Annotated in this window: 21 protein-coding genes; 2 read left to right on the forward strand and 19 right to left on the reverse strand. The window is 69.6% G+C overall.

Features of this window, described 5'->3' with window-relative positions; translation table 11 throughout:
• Positions 1-8: 8 nt before the first annotated feature.
• Positions 9-383 carry a hypothetical protein gene (locus tag CAL11_RS20610; protein WP_086094079.1) on the reverse strand — a complete coding sequence of 125 codons (375 nt, stop codon included), beginning with the start codon at positions 381-383 and terminating at the stop codon, positions 9-11.
• A 289-nt stretch (positions 384-672) separates the two neighbouring features.
• Here CAL11_RS20610 and CAL11_RS20615 point away from each other — a divergent pair, with 289 nt between their 5' ends.
• The gene (locus tag CAL11_RS20615) at positions 673-1674 is read left to right on the forward strand and encodes a tripartite tricarboxylate transporter substrate binding protein BugE (RefSeq protein WP_086094080.1); all 1002 of its coding nucleotides are present in this window, start codon (positions 673-675) and stop codon (positions 1672-1674) included.
• A 19-nt stretch (positions 1675-1693) separates the two neighbouring features.
• Positions 1694-2290 carry a helix-turn-helix domain-containing protein gene (locus CAL11_RS20620; protein ID WP_086094081.1) on the forward strand — a complete coding sequence of 199 codons (597 nt, stop codon included), beginning with the start codon at positions 1694-1696 and terminating at the stop codon, positions 2288-2290.
• A gap of 27 nt (positions 2291-2317) precedes the next feature.
• Here the strand turns inward: CAL11_RS20620 and CAL11_RS20625 are convergent, their stop codons facing one another.
• The 18 genes from CAL11_RS20625 to CAL11_RS20710 all read right to left on the reverse strand — a co-directional run bounded on the left by CAL11_RS20625 (position 2318) and on the right by CAL11_RS20710 (position 20270).
• Positions 2318-3280, reverse strand: coding sequence for an alpha/beta hydrolase (locus CAL11_RS20625; protein WP_086094082.1), 963 nt, complete (start codon positions 3278-3280; stop codon positions 2318-2320).
• 101 nt (positions 3281-3381) lie between these two features.
• Positions 3382-4818, reverse strand: coding sequence for an aldehyde dehydrogenase family protein (locus CAL11_RS20630; RefSeq protein ID WP_167382547.1), 1437 nt, complete (start codon positions 4816-4818; stop codon positions 3382-3384).
• Positions 4818-6494 (reverse strand): thiamine pyrophosphate-dependent enzyme, encoded by a 1677-nt coding sequence (locus tag CAL11_RS20635; RefSeq protein WP_086094084.1) that lies wholly within the window; start codon positions 6492-6494, stop codon positions 4818-4820. The genes CAL11_RS20630 and CAL11_RS20635 overlap by 1 nt, the downstream gene beginning before the upstream one ends.
• Before the next feature lie 27 nt (positions 6495-6521).
• Positions 6522-7502, reverse strand: a complete 981-nt coding sequence (locus tag CAL11_RS20640) for a tripartite tricarboxylate transporter substrate-binding protein (protein WP_086094085.1) — start codon at positions 7500-7502, stop codon at positions 6522-6524.
• 142 nt (positions 7503-7644) lie between these two features.
• Entirely contained in the window at positions 7645-8586 is a 942-nt protein-coding gene (locus CAL11_RS20645) for a LysR family transcriptional regulator (protein ID WP_086094086.1), read from the reverse strand.
• Between the two features lie 46 nt (positions 8587-8632).
• On the reverse strand, positions 8633-9436 hold the full coding sequence (hpaI, locus tag CAL11_RS20650; protein ID WP_033466894.1) for a 4-hydroxy-2-oxoheptanedioate aldolase: 804 nt from the start codon (positions 9434-9436) through the stop codon (positions 8633-8635).
• A gap of 8 nt (positions 9437-9444) precedes the next feature.
• Complete coding sequence (gene hpaH, locus CAL11_RS20655; protein WP_086094087.1) at positions 9445-10260, reverse strand: 2-oxo-hept-4-ene-1,7-dioate hydratase; 816 nt, start codon at positions 10258-10260, stop codon at positions 9445-9447.
• Positions 10260-10697, reverse strand: coding sequence for a 5-carboxymethyl-2-hydroxymuconate Delta-isomerase (locus tag CAL11_RS20660; protein ID WP_086094088.1), 438 nt, complete (start codon positions 10695-10697; stop codon positions 10260-10262). The genes hpaH and CAL11_RS20660 overlap by 1 nt, the downstream gene beginning before the upstream one ends.
• Position 10698: 1 nt before the next feature.
• The gene (hpaD, locus tag CAL11_RS20665) at positions 10699-11562 is read right to left on the reverse strand and encodes a 3,4-dihydroxyphenylacetate 2,3-dioxygenase (RefSeq protein WP_167382548.1); all 864 of its coding nucleotides are present in this window, start codon (positions 11560-11562) and stop codon (positions 10699-10701) included.
• A gap of 2 nt (positions 11563-11564) precedes the next feature.
• On the reverse strand, positions 11565-13034 hold the full coding sequence (gene hpaE, locus CAL11_RS20670; RefSeq protein WP_086094090.1) for a 5-carboxymethyl-2-hydroxymuconate semialdehyde dehydrogenase: 1470 nt from the start codon (positions 13032-13034) through the stop codon (positions 11565-11567).
• A gap of 9 nt (positions 13035-13043) precedes the next feature.
• Positions 13044-13811 carry a fumarylacetoacetate hydrolase family protein gene (locus CAL11_RS20675; protein WP_003819445.1) on the reverse strand — a complete coding sequence of 256 codons (768 nt, stop codon included), beginning with the start codon at positions 13809-13811 and terminating at the stop codon, positions 13044-13046.
• A complete protein-coding gene (locus CAL11_RS20680; RefSeq protein ID WP_086094091.1) occupies positions 13808-14482 on the reverse strand; it encodes a fumarylacetoacetate hydrolase family protein in 675 nt (224 codons plus the stop codon). Before CAL11_RS20680 ends, CAL11_RS20675 begins: the two co-directional genes overlap by 4 nt.
• 44 nt (positions 14483-14526) lie before the next feature.
• Entirely contained in the window at positions 14527-15492 is a 966-nt protein-coding gene (locus tag CAL11_RS20685; RefSeq protein WP_086094092.1) for a Bug family tripartite tricarboxylate transporter substrate binding protein, read from the reverse strand.
• A gap of 40 nt (positions 15493-15532) precedes the next feature.
• Positions 15533-17179 carry an FAD-dependent oxidoreductase gene (locus CAL11_RS20690; protein WP_086094093.1) on the reverse strand — a complete coding sequence of 549 codons (1647 nt, stop codon included), beginning with the start codon at positions 17177-17179 and terminating at the stop codon, positions 15533-15535.
• 124 nt (positions 17180-17303) lie between these two features.
• Positions 17304-17492 (reverse strand): hypothetical protein, encoded by a 189-nt coding sequence (locus CAL11_RS20695; protein WP_003808139.1) that lies wholly within the window; start codon positions 17490-17492, stop codon positions 17304-17306.
• 9 nt (positions 17493-17501) lie between these two features.
• Positions 17502-18086: a 3-phenylpropionate/cinnamic acid dioxygenase subunit beta gene (locus tag CAL11_RS20700; protein ID WP_050483030.1), complete on the reverse strand. Its 585-nt coding sequence runs from the start codon at positions 18084-18086 to the stop codon at positions 17502-17504.
• Positions 18079-18918: an SDR family NAD(P)-dependent oxidoreductase gene (locus CAL11_RS20705; protein ID WP_086094094.1), complete on the reverse strand. Its 840-nt coding sequence runs from the start codon at positions 18916-18918 to the stop codon at positions 18079-18081. The genes CAL11_RS20700 and CAL11_RS20705 overlap by 8 nt, the downstream gene beginning before the upstream one ends.
• Entirely contained in the window at positions 18915-20270 is a 1356-nt protein-coding gene (locus tag CAL11_RS20710; RefSeq protein ID WP_230590471.1) for an aromatic ring-hydroxylating oxygenase subunit alpha, read from the reverse strand. The genes CAL11_RS20705 and CAL11_RS20710 overlap by 4 nt, the downstream gene beginning before the upstream one ends.

Below are 20270 nucleotides of genomic sequence, written 5' to 3' on the forward strand. Positions count from 1 at the left end.
GGCCGGCGTCAATTCTTGCTGCTCGACAGACTGTAGCTGTCAACGCGGTTGCGCTCGAAATGGACAAACAGCGAACGGCTCTCGGGCCTGGCCGCGCCGCCGACCGAACCCAGCCCGACCGCGCTCATGGCGGTGGACAACATGTCGTTGCGGCTGGTGTCGGGGTCGTAGACCATCATCGTGACGCCTTCCGGGCCCTGATTGATGCTGCGCGGCTCGCCGTAGATGCGGCGCACGTCCTCGACCGTCGTCACGCCTTTCTTCAGGTTCTCGCGCAAGGCGGTCGGGCTGTACTTGTCGGCGCCCCCCTGCCCGCTTTGCAGCGTCTCGCACGCCGCCAGGGGCGCGCACAGCATCAGGATCAACAGCAAACGGCGAATCATTGGCATCTCTCGTTCTGGTGGTTATGGGTTCAATGAAACCGGGCAATCCTGCAAGGTTTGCCGGCGCGTGCCCGCGTCAGCACGCGCGGCATGATAGGCCATCCTTCCGTCACGAATAACGCAAATGAATACAAACGTTACTGAATTATTCATTGCCGCCGCCGCGCGCTCGCTGCGCCAGGGTTTTCCCGAGAAATTTTCTTTTATATAGAAAATTTTCTAACACTCTGCCTATAATTTTCGGCAAACAGCAAACCACTCAACCGCCGTTCTTTCGCCGAGGTTCCGCATGTCCAAGTCCCTGCTTTCCCGCCTGGCCAGACTGACCCGCCGCGCCGCCGGCCTCGCGCTGCTGGCTGGCGCCGCCGCCGCGCAGGCCGCCTATCCCGAGCGCCCGGTCACGCTGGTCGTGCCGTTCGCCACCGGCGGCAACTCGGACATCGTGGCGCGCCTGATCGCCGAACGCATGGGCCAGGCGCTGGGCCAGACCGTCATCGTCGAGAACCGCGCCGGCGCGGGCGGCCTGGTGGGCAACCAGGCGGTGGCGCGGGCCAAGCCCGACGGCTACACGCTGCTGCTGGGCGGCATGTCCACGCAGATCCTGCTGGCCGGCACCGCGCCGCAGCTGCCCTACGACCCGGTCAAGGACTTCTCCGCCGTGGCGCTCATCTCCAAGGTGCCGCTGGTGCTGGTGGTGCCGGCCTCCTCGCCCGCGCAGGACCTCAAGTCCTTCGCCGAATACCTCAGGCAGAAGCCGGGCGCCTACAACTTCAGCTCGGCCGGCGCGGGCACTTCCGGCCACGTCACCGCCCAGTACTTCGCCGACGCCATCGGCGCCAAGGTCGTGCACGTGCCGTATCGCGGCAGCTCGCCCGCGCTGGTCGACCTGGTCGAGGGCCGCAACGCCTACCTGGTCGACACCCCGCCGGTCATCAAGGAGCTGGTCAAGAGCGGCAAGATCCGCGCGCTGGCCTCGTTCACCGAAACGCGGCTGGCCGACCTGCCCGAGGTGCCCACCGTGGCCGAGGCGGGCCTGGGCGAGGTCATCAAGGAGAAGATGCAGCCCTGGCAGGCGCTGTTCGTGCCGGCCGGCACGCCGCCCGAGGTCGAGGCGCGCATCCACGACGCGCTCGGCAAGGCCATGGCCGACCCCGCCCTGCAGCAGCGCCTGACGCAAATGGGGCTGGTGCCCATGAGCGGCTCGCTGGCCGATGCCAAGCAGCTGTTCGAAGTAGACTACGCCAAGTGGATGCCCATCCTCGACGGCATGGGCCTGAAGACACCGCGCTGAGCGCTCGCCTTTTCCCCTCATGCAAGCAGACGACACCCGCCTCGTCGGACAGGCCATCCGGCGCATCCGCAAGGAAAAGAAAATATCGCTGCAGACGCTGGCGGCCCGCTCGGGCGTGGCCACCGGCATGCTCAGCCAGATCGAGCGCGACCTGGGCAACCCCTCGCTGAAGACGCTGGCGCGCATCCGCCAGGCCCTGGACGTGCCGCTGAGCGCCCTGTTCGAGGCCGATGACGAGACGGCGGCCGGCGCCGGCGACCTGGCCGCCCACGTGCGGCGCGACGGCACGCGCCGCGTCATGCAGTTCGGCACGCCGCTCATGACCAAGGAAATGCTCACGCCGCCGGCCGGCCAGCGGCTGCAATTCATGGTGCTGAACATCCAGCCCGGCGGGACGTCCGGCGCGCCGCCGCTGAGCTACGCGGCCGAGAAGGGCGGCATGGTGCTGCAAGGCGCCTTCGAGCTGGAGCTCGACGGCCGGACGCTGCAGCTGCAACGCGGCGACAGCTTCCAGTTCGACGGCGCCACGCCGCACGTCTTTCGCAATCCTTACGACGAGCCGGCCAGCATCCTGTGGATCATCGCCCACGAGCCGGCCGCCCAGCGGCACTTCTAGGCCGCGCGCGCCCGCGCTACCAGCGCGCTACCAGCGCGCCGCCGGCTCGGGCAGGCCGAGCGCCTGCCGCAGCGCCGCGCACAGCAGATGGAACTCGGCGTCGGCCGTCGCGCTCAGGCGGCGCGCCCGCAGGAAGCCGTGGATCATGCCCGCGCCGATGCGCAGCTGCACGGCGTTGCCGGCCTCGCGCAGCCGGGCGGCGTAGCGCGTGCCGTCGTCGAGCAGCGGGTCGTGGTCGGCCAGCAGCAGATAGGCCGGCGGCAGGCCGGCGTGATCGGCCGCGCGCAGCGGCAACGCATAGCCGTCGCGCGTATCCAGCCCCTGCGGCAGGAAGGCGTTGACCGCGAATGCCATCGCCTCGCGGGTCAGGAAGGCGTCTTCGGTGTTGTTCAGGTAGCTGGGCGTGTCCAGGTCGGCGTCCAGCGTCGGGTAGATCAGGGCCTGCATGCGCAGCGCCGGCCCGCCGCGATCGCGCGCCATCAGCGCGCAGGCCGCGGCCAGGTTGCCGCCGGCGCTGTCGCCGGCCACGGCGATGCGCCCGGGGTCGACCCCCAGCAGTTCTGCCTCGCGCTGCGCCCAGCACAGCGCCGCGTAGGCGTCGTCGGTCGGCGCGGGATAGGGGTTCTCGGGCGCGCGCCGGTAGTGCACGCTGAGCACCTGGGCGCCGGTGTTGCACGCCAGGCTGGTGGTGATGAAATCGTGGCCTTGCGGACTGCCCGCCACGAAGCTGCCGCCATGCAGGTAGACGATGGTCGGCAGCGGCCCCTCGGCGCGCGGCCGGTACACCCGCACGGGAATCTCGTGGCCGGGCAGGACGATATAGGTATCGCTGACTTCCAGCGACTCGGGATACGGCTCGCGCACCAGCGCCGCGTAGCGGTCGGCCCGCACGCGCCGCTGCGCCAGGGTCAGGGCCTTCAGCCCCGCCATGTCGCCCAATGCGCGGCGCGCGCGCTCCACATATGCCTGAATGCCCGGGTCGTATGCCATCGTCGCTTGCCCATCCGAGGTTATGACGCAACGAATCGACTATACCGGAATTTTTCTTTATATAGAAAATTTCACGCACGACCTTCAGGCCTGCAGGGCCGCTACGGCGCCCCGTGCAGCGACTGCCAGGTCAGGCACTCCTCGATGCCGAAGCGCCCGTTCTCGCGGCCCACCCCGGATGCGCCGCGCCCGCCGAACGGCGTGGCCAGGTTCTGGTCGGCGCCGTTGATGATGACCTGGCCGGTCTTCATGCGCCGCGCGAAGGCGGCGGCGCGCCCGGCGTCGGCCGACCACACCGCGCCCGACAGGCCGTAGCGGGTGGCGTTGGCCAGCGCCAGCGCCTCGGCCTCGCCGCCGTCCTGGCCGCCGTCCTCGTACGGCATGAGGGCCAGCACCGGGCCGAACACTTCCTCCTGGGCCAACTCCATATCCGGCGTCACGTCGGACAGGATCGTCACCGGCACGTGCCAGCCGCGCGCCTGTCCCGCCGGACGGCCGGGACCGCCGGCCACCAGGCGCGCGCCCTGCTCCAGCGCACGGCTCACCATCGCGTTGACGCGCTCGAACTGGCGCGCGTTGGCCAGCGGCCCCAGCCGGGTCGCCGCGTCGAGCGGATCGCCCTGCGGCCAGGCCTGCGCCAGCGCGGCCAGTGCTTGCTCGGTTTCGGCCAGCCGCTGGCGCGGCACGATCAGGCGCGACTGGCTTACGCAGGCCTGCCCGCTGTTGGCCACTGCCATGCGCAGCACCACCGGCAGCGCGCGCTCCAGGTCGGCATCGGGCAGCAGCACCGCGGCCGACTTGCCGCCCAGCTCCAGCGTGGTCCGCTTCAGGTGGCGGCCGGCCTCGGCCATGATGCTGCGCCCCACCTCGGTGCTGCCGGTGAAGCTGACCTGGTCCACCGCCGCATGCGCGACCAGCGCCTGGCCGATGGCGGCGTCGCCCCAGACCAGGTTGACCACGCCGGGCGGCAAGGCCGCGTCGTGGCAGGCCTGGATGAATTGCCAGGCCGCGCCGGGGGCCAGTTCGCTGGGCTTGAGCACCACGGTGCAGCCCGCGGCCAGGGCCGCCGCCACCTTGGCGACGATCTGGTGCAGGGGGAAGTTCCAGGGCGTGATGGCCGCGATCACGCCCACCGGCACGCGCTCGACCAAGCCGTTGCCGATGCGCTCGCGCCAGGCGATGGCGTCCATGCCTTCGCGCGCGAACGCCATGCCCTTCATCGCCATCGGCACCTGCATCAGCTCGCCCAGCCAGACCGGGCAGCCGATCTCGCGCGCCAGGCCCGCCACGATGTCCGGGGCGCGCTGCCGCAAGGCCTCGGCCAACCGGTCCAGCGCGTCGCGCCGCTGCGCCAGCGGCGTGGCCGCCCAGCCCGGGCCCGCCGCGGCCGCGGCGCGCACCGCCCGCTCCAGGTCGTCCGCCGAGCAGGCGCGCACCGACGCTTCGGCCTGCTCCGTGGCGGGGTTGCACACCAGCAGCACGGTGGCGCCGCCGCATGGATGGAATGCCCCGTCGGCATAGAACTCCGCGTAATCCATCAATAGTCTCCATCGAGCGGATTGGCGGCGGCCTGCGGCCCGGCCATGCCGGCCATGGGCTGCAGGCGCAGCAGATGCCAGGGGCTGGGCACTTCGCCTATCTTCACTTCGATCAGCGCCGGCCCGCCCGACAGCGACGCCTTGATGGCCGCGCCCAGCGCCGCCGGGCTGTCCACCTGTTCGGACGGAATGCCGAACGCGCGCGCCAGCAGCTGGAAATCGGGGTTGCACAGGTCCACCGCCACCTCGGCGCCGAACTCGCGCTTCTGGATGGCGCGCACATTGCCGTAATGGCCGTCGTTGAACACCACCAGCGTCACCGGCAGGTTGTAGCGCCGGGCGGTGGCCAGCTCCTGCAGGTTCCAGCCGAAGCCGCCGTCGCCGGTGATGGACAGCACGCGGCGCCCCGCGCCGCCCACGGCCGCGCCCAGCGCCACCGGAAAGCCATAGCCCAGCGTGCCCTGGTAGCCCGGCCCGATATAGGTGCGCGGCGCATGCACCGGAAAGGCGATGCGCGACAGATAGCCGACCTGCGTCAGCTCGTTGACGAAGATGCCGTCCTCGGGCAGCGCATCGCGCATCGCGCGGATGTAGGCGGCCTGCGGCTCGATCCGGTCGATCTGCGCCTGCGCCCAGGCCTTGACCCGCGCCGCCTGCTCGTGCGTGAAGGCGGTGCGGCTGCGCAACCGTTCCTCCAGCGCCGCCAGCGCATGCGCGGCGTCGGCGGCAATGGCCACGTCGGGTGCGCGCGGCGCCGTCATGTCGGCGGCGTCGATATTGATGTAGACGAAACGGGCGCGGCCGGCCGGCCACGACGCCGCCGGCATCAGGGCATCGATGAAGCGGCTGCCCACCACGACCACCACGTCGGCGTGCTGGAACACCGCGCGCCCGGCCAGCGAGTTCATGGCCAGCGGATGATGGTCGGGCAGCGCGCCGCGGCCGTTGTCGCTCATCACCACCGGCGCGCCGATGCGCTCGGCCACCCGCCGCACCGCCTCGTACGCGCCGGTCGGGAACACCCCGCCGCCCACGTACAGCACCGGCAGGCGGGCCTGGCCGATCAGCGCCGCCGCCGCGGCGATGGCCTGCTCGTCGAGCATGGGCGGCTCGGCCGGCCGCGCCGGCGGCGCGGCCTCGTCCTGGCCCGCCACCTCGGCCTGGAAGTAATTGTGCGGAATCTCCAGGCCCACCGGGCGCGCCCGGCCCTGGCCGGCCTGCGCGTAGGCGGCGTCCACCGAGGCGCCGATATCGGCCGGCGCGCCGACCAGGCGATGCCATTTGGTCAGGCCCTGGACGAAGCCGCTCTGGTCCTTGATTTCATGCAACAGGCCGTAGCCCTTGCCCACGCCTTCGGCATGGATCTGCGGCGTCACGAACACCATGCGCGACCCGGACGCATAGGCGGTCGCCAGCCCCGCGCCGGCGTTCAGCGCCCCAGGGCCCGGCACCACCATGGCCGTGCCGGTCCTGCCGGTGACGCGATAGTAGCCATCGGCCATATAGGTCGTGGTCTGCTCGTGGCGCGGCACGTACAGGTTGATCTCGCCGGCGCGCTTGCGCAGCGCCTCCACCGCCCAGTCCAGCTGGATGCCCGGGATGAAGAACAGATCCTTCACCCCGTTGCGCACCAGTCCTTCCACGAACACTTCACCGCCTGTCATTGCTGCCTTCATGCTGTTTCTCTCCCACTGCGTTGCTGCTCAGGGCTGGTTCTTGGCCTGGCCCATCGCACCGATGACTTTGCCCCACTTGTCCGACTCGGCCCGGGTATAGGCGGCGAACGCGGCCGGGTCGAGGTAGGCCGGCTCGACCGCCAGGGTCAGCAGCTCGGCGCCGACCTGCGGGTCGGCCAGGATGGTCTCGAGCTGCGCCGAAACCTGGGCCACGATGGGCGCCGGCGTGCCGGCCGGCGCGAACATGCCGAGCCAGCCGCTGGCCGCGTACCCGGGGAAGCCCAGCTCGGCCACGGTCGGGATATCCGGCGCGGCGATCGCGCGCCGCGTGCCGGTGACCGCCAGGCCGGTCACCTTGCCCGCCTTGATCTGCGGAAAGGCCGAGGTCAGGTCCACCACCGCCAGCGGCACCTGTCCGGCGATCACGTCGGTCAGCGCCGGGCTGCTGCCGCGATACGGCACGGCGACCAGGGCGGTCTTGGCCATGTCGGCATACAGTTCGCCCGCCAGGTGCTGCGAGGTGAACTGGCCCGAGGTGCCGTAGCTCAGGCCGCCCTTGGCCTTGGCCGCCTGCGCGGCGATGTCCTGCATGCTGCGTAGCTGCGACTGCTGGCTGGCGATGAACACCAGCGGAATATCGGCCACCTTGGCCACCGGCGTGAGCTGCTTGGCCGCGTCCAGCGGCGCGGCGTCGGGCAGGTGATGGTTCACCGCGATGGCGCCGGTGGCGCCGATGGCCAGCGTATAGCCATCGGGCGCCGCATGCGCCAGCGCCATCAGGCCGGTCGTGCCGCCCGCGCCGGGGCGGTTCTCGACCACCACCGGCTGGCCCAGGCCGTCGGCCAGCTTGCGGCCCAGCAGGCGCGCCACCCCGTCGGCCGAGGCGCCGGGCGCGAAGGGCACGATCAGCGTGACCGGCTTGGACGGATAGGCGGGCGCGGCCGTGGCCGCGCCGGCGGCGGACAGCGCCGTGGCGGCGATGATCAGACCCTTGAAAATGGCATGCATGGTTATGTCTCCCGTGTCGTTATCGCGCATTGCTGCGGCGGCGCTATTGTGGGCGCGAGACCGGAGCCAGGGCCATGCGTTTGCGGTGCTCGCGATTCCTCCGGGCAATCAACCGCGCCGCGCGCGCGACGGCGCGCGGGTCTCAGGGCTCGCCGGGACGGCGCTCGGCCGACAGCGCACAGGAAATGCGCGCATAGGAAGACAACATGGCGTTGAGGGTCTGCGCCTCGGGCGACAGGCGCCGCGACGCCTTGTGCACCGTGGCGATCCAGTACGGCACCGGCGGTTCGGCCACCGGGATGGGAATCAGGTTGCGGCGCGCCAGCGAATGGTCGAGCAGCGCGCGCGGCACGCGCGCCAGCGCATCGGACTCCATCAGCATGGCGACGATGCTCAGCAGCGAATTGCACACCGCCGCGAAGCGCGGCCGGCCCAGGCCTTCGCGGTCGAACAGCTCCCAGATGCTGTCGTCGTTCATCGCCCCCTGGCGCGAGGTGTCGCCCACCACCACCCAGTCATACCTGACCAGCTCGCGCAGCGACGCCGCGCCCGCGCCGGGATGGCCCGCGCGCCCGACAATGACGGGCTCGGACTGGTACAGGCGCTGGACCTTCAGGTCGCTGGAATCGAAGTTGCGCGGCAACCGGATGACGGCCAGCTCGATCCGGTTCTCGCGCAGCGCGCCCAGCAGGTCCAGGGCCACGCCCTGGGTCAGGTGCACGCTGGTGTCGGGCAGCGCCTTGCGGAAATCGCGCAAGACCGCCGGCGCCAGGCGGATCGACGGTTCGATCGACACGCCCAGCGACACGCTGGCCGGGATCTCCCCGGACTGCGCGCGCAGCCAGCCCTCGGCGCGCTCGGCCTCCTCGACGATGGCGCGCGCCATCGGCACGAAGGCCGCGCCCTTGGGCGTGAGCAACACGCCCTTGGCGCTGCGCTCGATCAGGTCCACGCCATATTCCTGTTCGAGCGCGGCGATGCTCTTGGTCAGCCCGCCTTGCGACACATCGAGCGCGCGCGCGGCGGCGCGAAAGCCGCCGTGCGACACCACGGCCATCAAGGCGCGAAGCTGCTGGATCGTCATGGCGGGCCGCCTGTCCGGAACGACCGGCCGCCGCGCGCCGGCGGGGTCAGTACACCGACGGGCCGGACGGCTGCGCGGCCGGCTCGTCCTTGAACTGGCGCACCAGGTCGCGGGCGGCGCGCACCAGCAAGGTGGTGTCCACGCCCACGGCCACGAACAGCGCGCCGGCCTCGATGTACTGCCGCGCCAGCTTGACGTCGGCCGTCAGGATGCCCGGCGCCTTGCCGGCGGCGCGCACGCGCCGGATCGCGTCCAGGATGGCCGCCTGCACGTCGGGATGGCCGGGGTTGCCCAGATGTCCCATCGAGGCCGACAGGTCGGCCGGGCCGAAGAACACGCCGTCCACGCCCTCGACCTGGGTGATCGCGTCGAGCTGTTCCATGCCGGCGCGGGTTTCCACCTGCACCAGCACGCACATTTCCTCGTCGGCCTTGTGCAGGTAGTCCGGGATCTGGTTCCAGCGCGACGAGCGCGCCAGCGCGCTGCCCACGCCGCGTATGCCGCGCGGCGGGTAACGGGTGGCGGCCACCATGGTGGCCGCTTCCTCGGCCGATTCGACCACCGGCACCAGCAGCGTCTGCGCGCCGATGTCGAGGATCTGCTTGATCAGCGGCACATCGCCGATGACGGGCCGCACCACCGGATGCACCGGATACGGCGCCACCGCCTGCAGCTGCGACAGCATCTGGCGCACGTCGTTGGGCGCGTGCTCGCCGTCGATCAGCAGCCAGTCATAGCCGGCGCCGGCGACGGCTTCCGCCGCGTAGGGGTCCGCCAGGCCTACCCACAGACCGATCTGCACCTGGCCTTGCCTGAGCGCGGCCTTGAACGTATTGCGAGGAATATCCATGACCATCCTTATACGAAGCGAAACCTCATCGCGCCGAGCGGACCGTAGTCCGCCTCGAACGCGTCTCCCTTGCGCGCCGCCACCGGGCGGGTGAAGGAGCCGGCCAGCACGAGCTGCCCGGGTTCGAGGGTTTCGCCCCAGGGCGCCAGCTTGTTGGCCAGCCACGCCACGCCGATGGCCGGGTGCCCCTGCACGCCAGCGGCCAGGCCGGTCTCTTCCACGACACCGTTCTGGCGCAGGATGGCGCCGCACCACGGCAGGTCCAGCGCCTGCGGCGACACGCGTTCTCCGCCGGTGACCACGCCGGCGTTGGCCGCATTATCGCTGATCGTATCGAATACCTTGCGCATGGCCCGGGTATGGCGGTCGAACTGTTCGATGCGCGAGTCGATGATCTCGATGGCGGGCGTCACGTATTCGGTGGCCGCCAGCACCTGCTCGACCGTCACGTCGGGGCCACGCAGCGGCGCCTTCAGCACGAACGCCAGTTCGACCTCCACGCGCGGCGCGATGAAGCGCTCGAACGGAATCGCCAGCTCCTCGCCGGGCCGGCAGGCGTACAGCATGTTATCCAGCAGCGTGCCGTAGTCCGGCTCGTCGATCTGGCTGGCCTGCTGCATGGCGCGCGAAGTCAGGCCGATCTTGTGGCCGATCACCCGGCGGCCGTCGGCCTGCTGCAGGGCCACCCAGGCGCGGCTGATGCGGTAGCCGTCCTCGATGGTGATTTCGGGATGGCGCTTGGAGAAGTGCTCCACCTGCACGCGCGTCTTCTCCGACTCATACAGTTGCGCGGCCAGCTCGCCGATCAGCGCTTCGCTCAGCATTATTTTTCCCCTTTCTGGAACAAGGCATGCAGGTTGCCGAACTTGGCATCGTAAACCTCGGCGCCCACGTCGATCTGGAAGGTCAGGCCGACGCGGCGCTGCTGCAGCAGCGGTCCGAGCAAATCCCTGGCCGCCTGCGCGATGGTTTCGCCGGCGCGCCGCTGCACGGCCTCGCTGCGTCCGCGCCCCATGCGCAGGTTCAGGTAGGCGAAGCCATAGTCGCCCGATTCACCGGCGTCGCGGCCGGCCTGGCCGCCGTCGGCGATGGCGTAGTGCGGCGCCGGATAGGCCAGCACGCGTGTGCCGCCGCTGGGAAACACCTGGCGGCCCTCGTCATCGCGCACCGTCAGCATGGCGTCGGCCAGCCCGCGGCACACCGCGCCCATGTCCAGGTCGCGGTCGAGGTTGCCCGAATAGAGAATGACGAGATGCGGCATATCACACCTTCAGCGGCGAGACGGGGAAAATCGCGTTGATCTGGCCGGTGCCCGAACTGCCGAAGTACGGCGTGACCACCTCGACCGGCTGGTCGTAGTCGGTCCAGCCCAGCGCGCCCAGCAGCATGGCGGTGTCGTGCATGCCGCCCTCGCCCCAGCACTGCTCGGCGTACAGCTTCAGCATGGGGCAGAAGGTCTGCCAATCGCCCTTCTCCCACAGTTCGACCACGCGCCGGTCCACCTGCTCCAGGAACGGATCCCAGACCTTGTGCATGTATTCGGGCGCCGTGCCGTTCTCGGCGAAGTGATGGCTGAGCGAGCCGCTGGCCAGCACCGCCACCGTGCCATCGTAGCGCTCTTCGATGGCCTTGCGCACCGCCTGGCCGAAACGCACGCTGGTGGCCAGGTCATGCCAGACGCACCAGCCCGAAACGCTGACCACCTTGAAATGCTGGTCTTCGTTCATGTAGCGCATGGGCACCAGCGTGCCGTACTCCATGCCCAGCGAGGTCTCGCTGTGCGCGCGCGTGGCCACGCCCATCTCGTTGGCCACGTCGGCGATCAGATGGCCGAGCGCCGGGTTGCCCGGATACTCGTAATCCATGTTCTTGATGAAGTGCGGCAGCTCGTTGCTGGTATAGCAGCCCGAGAAGCGCGGCGCGCAATTGATGTGGTAGTCGCTGTTCACCAGCCAGTGCACGTCGAACACCACGATGGTGTCCACGCCCAGCTCGCGGCAGCGCCGGCCGATCTCCTTGTGGCCGTCGATCGCGGCCTGGCGGCAGCCCTTGTTGGGTCCGTCCAGCTCGCTCAGGTACATCGACGGCACGTGCGTGATCTTGGCGGCCAAGGCCAGCTTGCCCATGGTCATGCTCCCCAGTGCGGAATGTGGTGGTTGCCCAGCGAGACCGCGACGTTCTTCGGTTCGCAGAACACTTCGTAGCTCCAGGTGCCGCCCTCGCGGCCGGTTCCCGAGGCCTTGGTGCCGCCGAACGGCTGGCGCAGGTCGCGCACGTTCTGGCTGTTGACGAAGCACATGCCGGCCTCGATGGCGGCCGCCACGCGGTGCGCGCGGCCGACGCTCTCGGTCCAGACATAGCTCGACAGGCCGTACTCGATGTCGTTGGCCAGTTCGATCGCGTGGGCCTCGTCGCGAAACGGAATCAGGCAGGCGACCGGCCCGAAGATCTCGTCCTGGGCGATCTTCATGCGGTTGTCGACGTCGGCGAACACCGTCGGCCAGACGAAGTTGCCGCCGCGCACGCGCGCATCCAGCTCGGGCGCGTACGAGGGGCGGTCCAGCCCGCCGCACAGCATGGTGGCGCCTTCCTTGCTGCCCAGCTCGATATAGCCGCGCACCTTGGCCAGGTGGGCCGGGCTGATCAGCGGCCCGACGATGGTGCCCTCGTCCAGCGGGTCGCCGACGCGGATGCGGCGCGCGCGCTCGACGAACTTCTGGGTGAAGTCGGCGTAGATGCTCTGCTGCACCAGGATGCGGCTGCCGGCGGTGCAGCGCTGGCCGTTGTTGGAGAAAATCATGAAGATCGCCGCGTCCAGCGCCCGGTCCAGGGCGGCGTCGTCGAAGATCACGAACGGGCTCTTGCCGCCCAGCTCCATGCTGAACTTCTTCAGCCCGGCCGCCTGCACGATGCGGTTGCCGGTGGCCGTCGAGCCCGTGAACGACACGGCGCGCACGTCCGGGTGCGCCACCAGCGGCTCGCCGGCGTCGCGGCCATAGCCGTGCACCAGGTTGAGCACGCCGGGCGGGATGCCCGCCTCCAGCGCCAGCTCGCCCAGGCGCGCCGCCGTCAGCGGCGAAAGCTCGCTCATCTTCAGCACGGCGGTGTTGCCGAACGCCAGGCACGGCGCGACCTTCCAGGTCGCGGTCATGAACGGCACGTTCCAGGGGCTGATCAGCGCGCACACGCCCACCGGGTGGTACAGCGTGTAGTTCAGGTGCGTGGGCGTGGGATAGGTATGGCCGTCCACCCGCGTGCACATCTCGGCGAAGTAATAGAAATTGTCGGCCGCGCGCGGCACCAGCTGCTTGCCGGTCTGCGAAATGGTCTGGCCGCAATCGTTGGTCTCGGTGCGCGCGAGCTCGGGCACGTGGGCGGCGATCAGGTCGCCCAGCTTGCGCACCAGGCGCGCGCGCTCGGCGGCCGGCAGGCCGGCCCACTTGGGAAACGCCGCCTTGGCGGCCGCGACCGCGGCGTGCACCTCGGCCTCGCCCCCGGCGGCCACCTCCGCCAGCGCCTCCTGCGTGGCCGGATTGATGGTCTCGAAGTACTGCTTGCCGGCGACGGCCTTGCCGTCGATCAGATGTTCAATCCGCATGTTCGTTCCTTATCGTCCAAATACCGCGTCGCCGACGATGGTGTTGGCCAGCGCGCCGATGCCCTCGATCTCGCAGACCACCTCGTCGCCCTCCTCGACGTTGACCACCCCGTCCGGCGTGCCGGTCAGGATGACGTCGCCCGGCATCAGGGTCATGAAGCCGCTCAGGTACTCGATCAGCGCCGGGATGTCGTTGATCATGTCCGCCGTGCTGCCCTGCTGGGTGACCTTGCCGTTGACCAGCGTGCGCAGGGCCAGCGCGTGCGGGTCGGCGACGTCGGCCGCGTCGACCAGCCACGGGCCCATCACCGTGCAGGTGTCGCGGTTCTTCACGCGCAGGTTGGGCCGGTACCAGTTCTCCAGGTAGTCGCGGATGGCGTAGTCGTTGCACACGGTATAGCCGGCCACGTGCGCCATGGCGTCGGCCGCCTTGACGTCCTTGGCCGGCTTGCCGATCACCACCGCCAGCTCGCACTCGTAGTGCATATAGGTGGCGTCGCGCGGGCGGCGCGTCTGGGCGCGATGCCCCACCACCGCGCCCGGCCCCTTGAAGAACACCAGCGGCTCGTCGCGCGTGGTGACGGTCAGCTCCTTGGACAGCTCCTTGACGTGGTCCGCGTAGTTCAGGCCGAGCACGATGAGGGTGCCGACTTCGACCGGCGGCAGCCACACCACCGCATCCTCGCCCACCACCCGGCCGTCGGCCAGCAGCAGGCCCTGTTCATGCGGCGTGGCGCTGTGTATGGCCCCGCCGTAGGCAACGCGTGCGCGCTTCATTGCGTTTCTCCATGCAGTTCACCCATGCCCCTGGCGGCCAGCGCGAAGGCCTGGCCGCGCCCCACCTGCGGCTGGTCGACGCAGGTGCCCAGCAACAGGATGTCGCCGGCCGACAGGGTCATGAAATCGGTCACGTCGGCCAGCAGCCGCGCCGCCGGACGCACGCGGCCGCCCATCGAGGCGGCCTGGACCGGCTTGCCGTCCACGCTGACGTCGATCACCATCGCGTCCGGGTCGCCCGCCTCGGCCAGCGGCACGATGCGCGAGCCGATGAAGCACGAGCGGTCGCGCGCGACGAAGCGCGCCGACGGCCGGTAGAAGCTGTCGTGCGGCACCGTCAGGTCGGCCACCAGCACCACCCCGGCGACGTAGTCCAGCGCGTCGGCGGCGTCCACGCGGCAGGCGGTGCGCCCGAGCACCAGGCCCAGGGTCGCGCCCAGCCGCATGGCCGGCACATCGGCCGCCAGCGTGATGGCCTGGCCGTCACGCGCCAGCGTGTTGCGCGGCTTCATGTGCAGCACCGGCCCCTTGGGCGGGGCCTTGTAGGGCGGCTGGTTGACCGCCTCTCCCAGGCGGTCGAGCGCTTCGCGCTGGTTCAGCAGCGCGCCGTACACGACGCCGGAAAGCCGGTACGGCGGATCGTCGTAAAGCTGCGAAAGCGGATCGGACATCGTGATAATCCTCGAACGTTGCGTAGGTTGCGCGCGCGGGCCGCTCAGTCGGCCGACGCGCCGGAGGCCTTGACCACCTTGGCCCAGCGGTCGCCTTCGGTGCGGATGTAGTCCGCCAGTTCCTGCGGCGTGCTGGTGCGCACCGACACGCCGTTGGCCTCGAAGCGCGCCTTGACGTCGGCCTCGCCCAGCACCTTCACCAGCGCGGCGCTGTAGGCCTGCACGGTCTCGGCCGGCGTGCCCGGCGGCGCCACCAGGCTTTGCCAGGCCACGGCCTCGTAGTCAGCCGTGCCCGGCACCTGGCTTTCGCGCACGGTGGGCGTATCGGGCAGGTTGGCCTGGCGCTGGGCCGAGGTCACGGCCAGCGCGCGCAGCTTGCCCGAGCGGATATGGGCCAGCACCGGAGCCAGGTCGGCGAACATCATCGAAATCTGGCCGCCCAGCAGGTCGTTCAGCGCCGCCGAGGTGCCCTTGTAGGGCACGTGCGTCATGGAGACGCCGGTGGCGGCGCGGAACATTTCCGCCGACAGGTGCTGCGGGCTGCCGTTGCCGGCCGAGCCGAAGGTCAGCGTGCCGGGGTTGGCCTTGGCCAGCGCCACCAGTTCGGCCAGGCTGTCGGCCTTGACCGAGGGATTCACCACCACGACCAGCGGCACTTCGGCCACCAGGCCGACCGGCGCGAACGCCTCCGGGTCGTACGGCAGCGACTTGTACATCGTGCGGTTGATGGCCAGCGTGGTGCTGGTTGCCATCAGCAGCATGCCGCTGTCGGGCGCGGCGCGCGAGACCATCTGCGCGCCGATGATGGTGCCGCCGCCGGGGCGGTTCTCCACCACGATGGAGCGTTTCAGCTCGTCGCCCATGTGCTGCGCCACGGTGCGCGCCAGGATGTCGGTCGCGCCGCCCGGGGCGTACGGCACCACCAGCGTCATCGGTCCGTCGGCGGCGCAGGCCGCGCCGGATACGGCCAGGATGGCGGCCGCCTTGAGGAAGTGGGAAAGAAGTTTCATGCTTGCTGTCTCCGTTATGGTTGTGCGTGCGGGGCGCCGCTCAGGCCGCGCCGCGCAGCTGGTCCACCAGCGCCAGGGGATCGGCGGGCAGCGCGTCGCCGCGCCAGGCGACGTGCTGGTCGGGGCGCGAAATCACCAGCGCGTGGCGGTACGCGGGCGGCGCGTCCTCGCCGTCCAGGTCCAGCACGCGCAAGGGCATGCCGCGCCGCGCCGCCGCCTCGACCAGCGGCTGCACGTCCACGCCGGCCTTCAGGCGCAGCACGGTATAGCCGTCGCCCATGGCGTCGTACAGCGACGCGCCGTCGGCCAGCTGGAAATGCGGCGTGCGGCAGCCGGGCACCGTGGACGGCGTGAAGTCGCCCATGGTGTAGGCCGGCTGGGATTCGCCGTCATAGGCGATCAGCGGCGACTGGTCGTAGAAATAGCCGAAATTCAGCCCGGCGCAGCAGTATTGCTGCACGTTCAGGGCATAGGCGCGTTCGCCCACCTGCGCGCGCACCGCGGCGCCGGCCTCGTCCTGCGCCTCGATGTTCTCGGGCACGATGCGCCGTTCGGTCGCCATGGCGTGCGCGTGGTCCATCACGAAGTACGACACCTGCGAGGTAATGGGGTGGCGCTCGCTCACATAGGCGTCGAGGATGCGCGCGTCGGCCCAGCCGTTGACGGTGGCGGCCAGCAGCCAGGCCAGGTTGGCCGCGTCCGCGATGCCGGCGTTCATGCCGTAGCCGGCGTAGGGCACCCACAGGTGCGCGGCGTCGCCGCAGATGAAGACGCGGCGGTCGCGGAAGCGGTCGGCCACCAGGCGGCGGCCATACCAGTCTTCCTTGCTGATCAGCTCGTACTCGAAGTCCTCGTCCACGCCCAGGATGCGCCGGATACAGAGGTCGCGGTCGACCGACTCGAAATCCGGCTCTTCGTCGCGCAGGTAGTTGTGCACCAGCCACAGCTCCTTGCCGTCGATGGCGTACATGTTGCCGCAGCGCGCCGGGTTGAGCGTGAAGGTCGCCCAGGCCGGCTCGTGCTTGAAAAGCTGGCGCAGGCGCGGCGCGCGGATGTAGCTGGACTGCACCCGCTGGATCACCGCGTCGCCGACCAGCTTGGCGCCGATGGCCGTGCGGATGGCCGAACGCCCGCCGTCGCAGCCGACCAGGTAGTCGGCGCGGTAGCGCAGCGCCTCGCCGCTGTCGAGGTCGCGGGCGTGCACGGTCACGCCTTCGTCGTCCTGCTCGATCTCCGTCACTTCGACGCGGTTGCGGATGGCGATGCGCTCCATCCCGGCCGCGTGTTCGAACAGAATCGGTTCCAGGTAGATCTGGTTGATGCGGTGCGGCGGCTCCATGGTGGGCCAGTTGGTATCCGGCCCGGGATCCTTGCGCTGGCGTCCGGCGCGTCCCGGAATGGGAATGCGGGTCAGCTCGATGCCGGTGGCGCTGGTGCGGTAGGCCACGTCATGCGGGTAGTCGTCGGGCAGGCCCGCGGCGCGCACGGCCTGCGCCACGCCCAGGCGGCGAAACACCTCCATCGAGCGGGCCGAGACGTGGTTGCACTTCACGCTCGGCGCCTCGCCGCGGTGGCGCCGCTCCAGCACCAGCACGGATACCCCGCGCGACGCCATGTCCATCGCCACGGTAAGCCCCACCGGGCCCGCGCCGACGACGATGACAGGATGTTTTTCTGTACTGCCCATGGTTTGACCTGTATCAATCAGTTCGTAGTGAAACCAGTGTATTGAGCGCCCATGGGCAGGACAAACGAGGCTTTTTTATCCATTCATAAAATTCCCATATATATCCGGAAATCGCGCCGCCGCCTCAGGCCAGGCCCGCCACCTCCTCGCAGTGCACCAATTCGTCCTCGCCGCCGTCCAGCGGCCGGCCCTCCTGGTCGAGCCAGCGCACCTGCACCCAGATGCCGTCGCCCATGTTTTCCACTACCTCGCCCTTGCGGCCGTCGCGCAGCGCCAGCAACTGGCCGGGCTGCAACTGCATGAGATTGAGCACAGCGTCCTCCTAGAAAAACATCGTCAGGTTCTTGGCCAGCAGCACGTTCTGCGGCAGGTGGATTTCGCGCCGCACCAGTTGCCAGCCGTCGCCGACGCGACGCAGGCGGTCGTAGCGCCGGCCGGTGAAGTAATACTCTTCGTACTCGCAACGGTTCTGGTACATGACGAAGCGGCTGCGCGCGTCCACCTCCAGCGCGCCGCCGGCGCCCTCGGCGATGGCGGTCAGCTGCACGTTGCTGACCACCCGGCACAGGCGCGACAGCGGCTCCTCGGCCCAGTGCACGCCGGTCATGATCTGCTCGGCGCGCTTGGTCAGCGTCCACTTCCCTTCGTTGAACCAGCTCATGTCCTTTTCCTCGCGCGTATGCTCGTCCTGCGCGTGCCGGCCGAACTTCACGTTGAAGTTCATCGGCATGAAATAGACCAGGTCCTCGGCCAGGGTATCCAGCCAGCGCGAGAACTGGCGCGTGTCCAGCAGCTCGCATTCGTCGTACATATGCTCTTCGATCTCGCGCTTGATCTCGTAGTAGCGCGCATCGCGCGCCAGCGGCGCGATTGCCGGGCTGTCCCCGGCGGCCAGGGTTTCAGTCATGGCTGTGTCCTCGATTCGTGCTCGGGCGCGCCGGCACCGGCCCGCCCTGGTTGGCAAAACATCCGACGTCGATCACCGTGCCGGATATGGCCTCGGCCTCGCCGGAAAGCAGGAAGGCCACCGCATTGGCCAGGTCCTCGCCGCTGGCCGGACGGCCCGCCGCGGTGCCCGCCGCCTGGCGCCGCCTGAACAGCGCCTCGTCGCCGCCCACCCGGCCCACGCTCATGCCGGAGACGATGCCGCCCCCGCCGGGGATGGCCACGTTGACGCGGATGCGGTCGTGGAAGTGGTCGTACGCCATGGCGCTGGACAGCGCCAGCACGGCGCCCTTGCTGGCCGCGTAGATCGCCATGTCCGGCTTGCCGTGGCCGGCGCCCGAACCGATGTTGACGATGGCGCCGCCCCCCTGCGCGCGCATGTGCGGGATGACCGCCCGGCTCATCAGGTAGATGCCCTTGACGTTGACGGCCAAGATGCGGTCCACCATGGCGGGCTCGGTGCTCAGCACCGTGCCCAGCGGCCCGATGGCGGCGTTGTTCACCAGCCCGTCCACGCGGCCGTAGCGCCGCAGGGCCTCGTCCACGACGCGGCCGGTATCGGCTTCGTCGGCGACGTCCGCCGCCATGACGGCCACCCGCTCCTGCAGGCCCGCCGCGGCCAGCGCCGCGCGCAGGCCGTCGAAGCCGGCCGCGGTGCTGGACACCTGGGCCGACTCCAGGCCGAAGGCCAGCACCCGGTGGCCGCGCCGCGCCAGGGACAGCGTGATGGCCTGTCCCAGCCCGAAGGTTCCGCCGGTCACGATGGTGACCGGGCCGTTGCCCTGCGCGCTCATTGCGCGAAACTCGCCGGACCGTTGTCGTTCCTGCCCAGCAGCGTGTCCCAGTCGGCGCCGTTCATGTAGTCGCGCCAGCGCCGGTAGTACTGGCGCGGGTTCTCCTCGCTGACCTGCAGGCTCACGTTGCCGGGCACCGGTCCCTCGTTGGTCACCGCGCCCAGCGATTGCTGATAGTTGTACGGATAGCGCTTGGCGATCACGCCGCGGCTGCCCGCGGTGGCGTAGTTCCAGTTCTCCATGTCGTCCTGCTCGGTCATGCCGGCCGGCCCCGAATAGCGCATGTAGTAAGTGCGCAGGAAGTCCTTCACTTCCTGCGGCGCGTCGGCGTCGACCAGGAAGAAGCGCCACGCTTCGGTCGCCTCCGGGCCGTGCGGATGCCAGATGCACAGGTTGCGCGGCTGCTTGCCATGGAACGACACGTTGGGATAGATCGTTCCCACGAACGGCACCAGGCGGCTGCGCTCCTCGCCCAGCCGGCGCTTGCGCTCTTCATGGCAGTGGCGGAAATACTCGGCGATGATGGGGTTGTTCTGGAACGTGTCCACGAACGGCGCGTTCTCGGGCACGATGGCGCTGTGCACGCCATGGCCGGCGGGGAAGTTGACCCACAGGTGGCGCGCGTATTCCAGCTCGTTGTCGCGCCGCCCCTTGACGCCCACCTCGGCGCTCGGGCCGATGCCGATCAGGTCCACCGACCGGTGGCTGACGTTGTGATAGGTATCGCCCAGGAAGTTCTCGGCGGCGAACTTCCAGTTGCACGGGATGATCCACTTGTGCACGCCCACCAGCACCTCCGAACCGCCTTCGCGGCCGTCGCGGTGGTCCAGCGCCAGGTCCAGGTGCGTCTTGGCGTCGCCCAGGTAGGTCAGGAAATCGGGCGCGTCCTTGTCCCAGCTGGCCCATACGGTGCCCTTGTAGGTTTCCAGCTTGGGCACTTCGATCAGCGACCAGTCTTCCTTGCACAGGTTGCCGTCGTAGATGGCCTTGTACTGCGGCACGCCGAACAGCTTGCCCTCGGTGGTGTAGCTCCAGCTGTGATAGGGGCAGGTGAACAGCTGCGTATTGCCATGGTCGTACTGGCACACCTTCATGCCGCGGTGGCGGCACGAGTTGAGGAACACGTGCACCTTGCCCTTCTTGTCGCGCGTCAGGATCACCGATTCGGCGCCCATGCGCGAGGTGTAGAAATCGCCCGGATTGGGAATCTGGCTTTCATGCCCGACAAACAGCCAGGCGCGGGTAAATATCTTTTCCAGCTCTTCCTCGAAGATCTCCTTGCTGGAGAAGATTTCGCGGCTGATCGTGCCCTGTTTGAGATCGACCATGCGGTCGTAGTGCGTGGGTTGCAT

The organism is Bordetella genomosp. 6 (assembly GCF_002119705.1).
In the GTDB taxonomy this organism is placed as follows: domain Bacteria; phylum Pseudomonadota; class Gammaproteobacteria; order Burkholderiales; family Burkholderiaceae_B; genus Bordetella; species Bordetella bronchiseptica_F.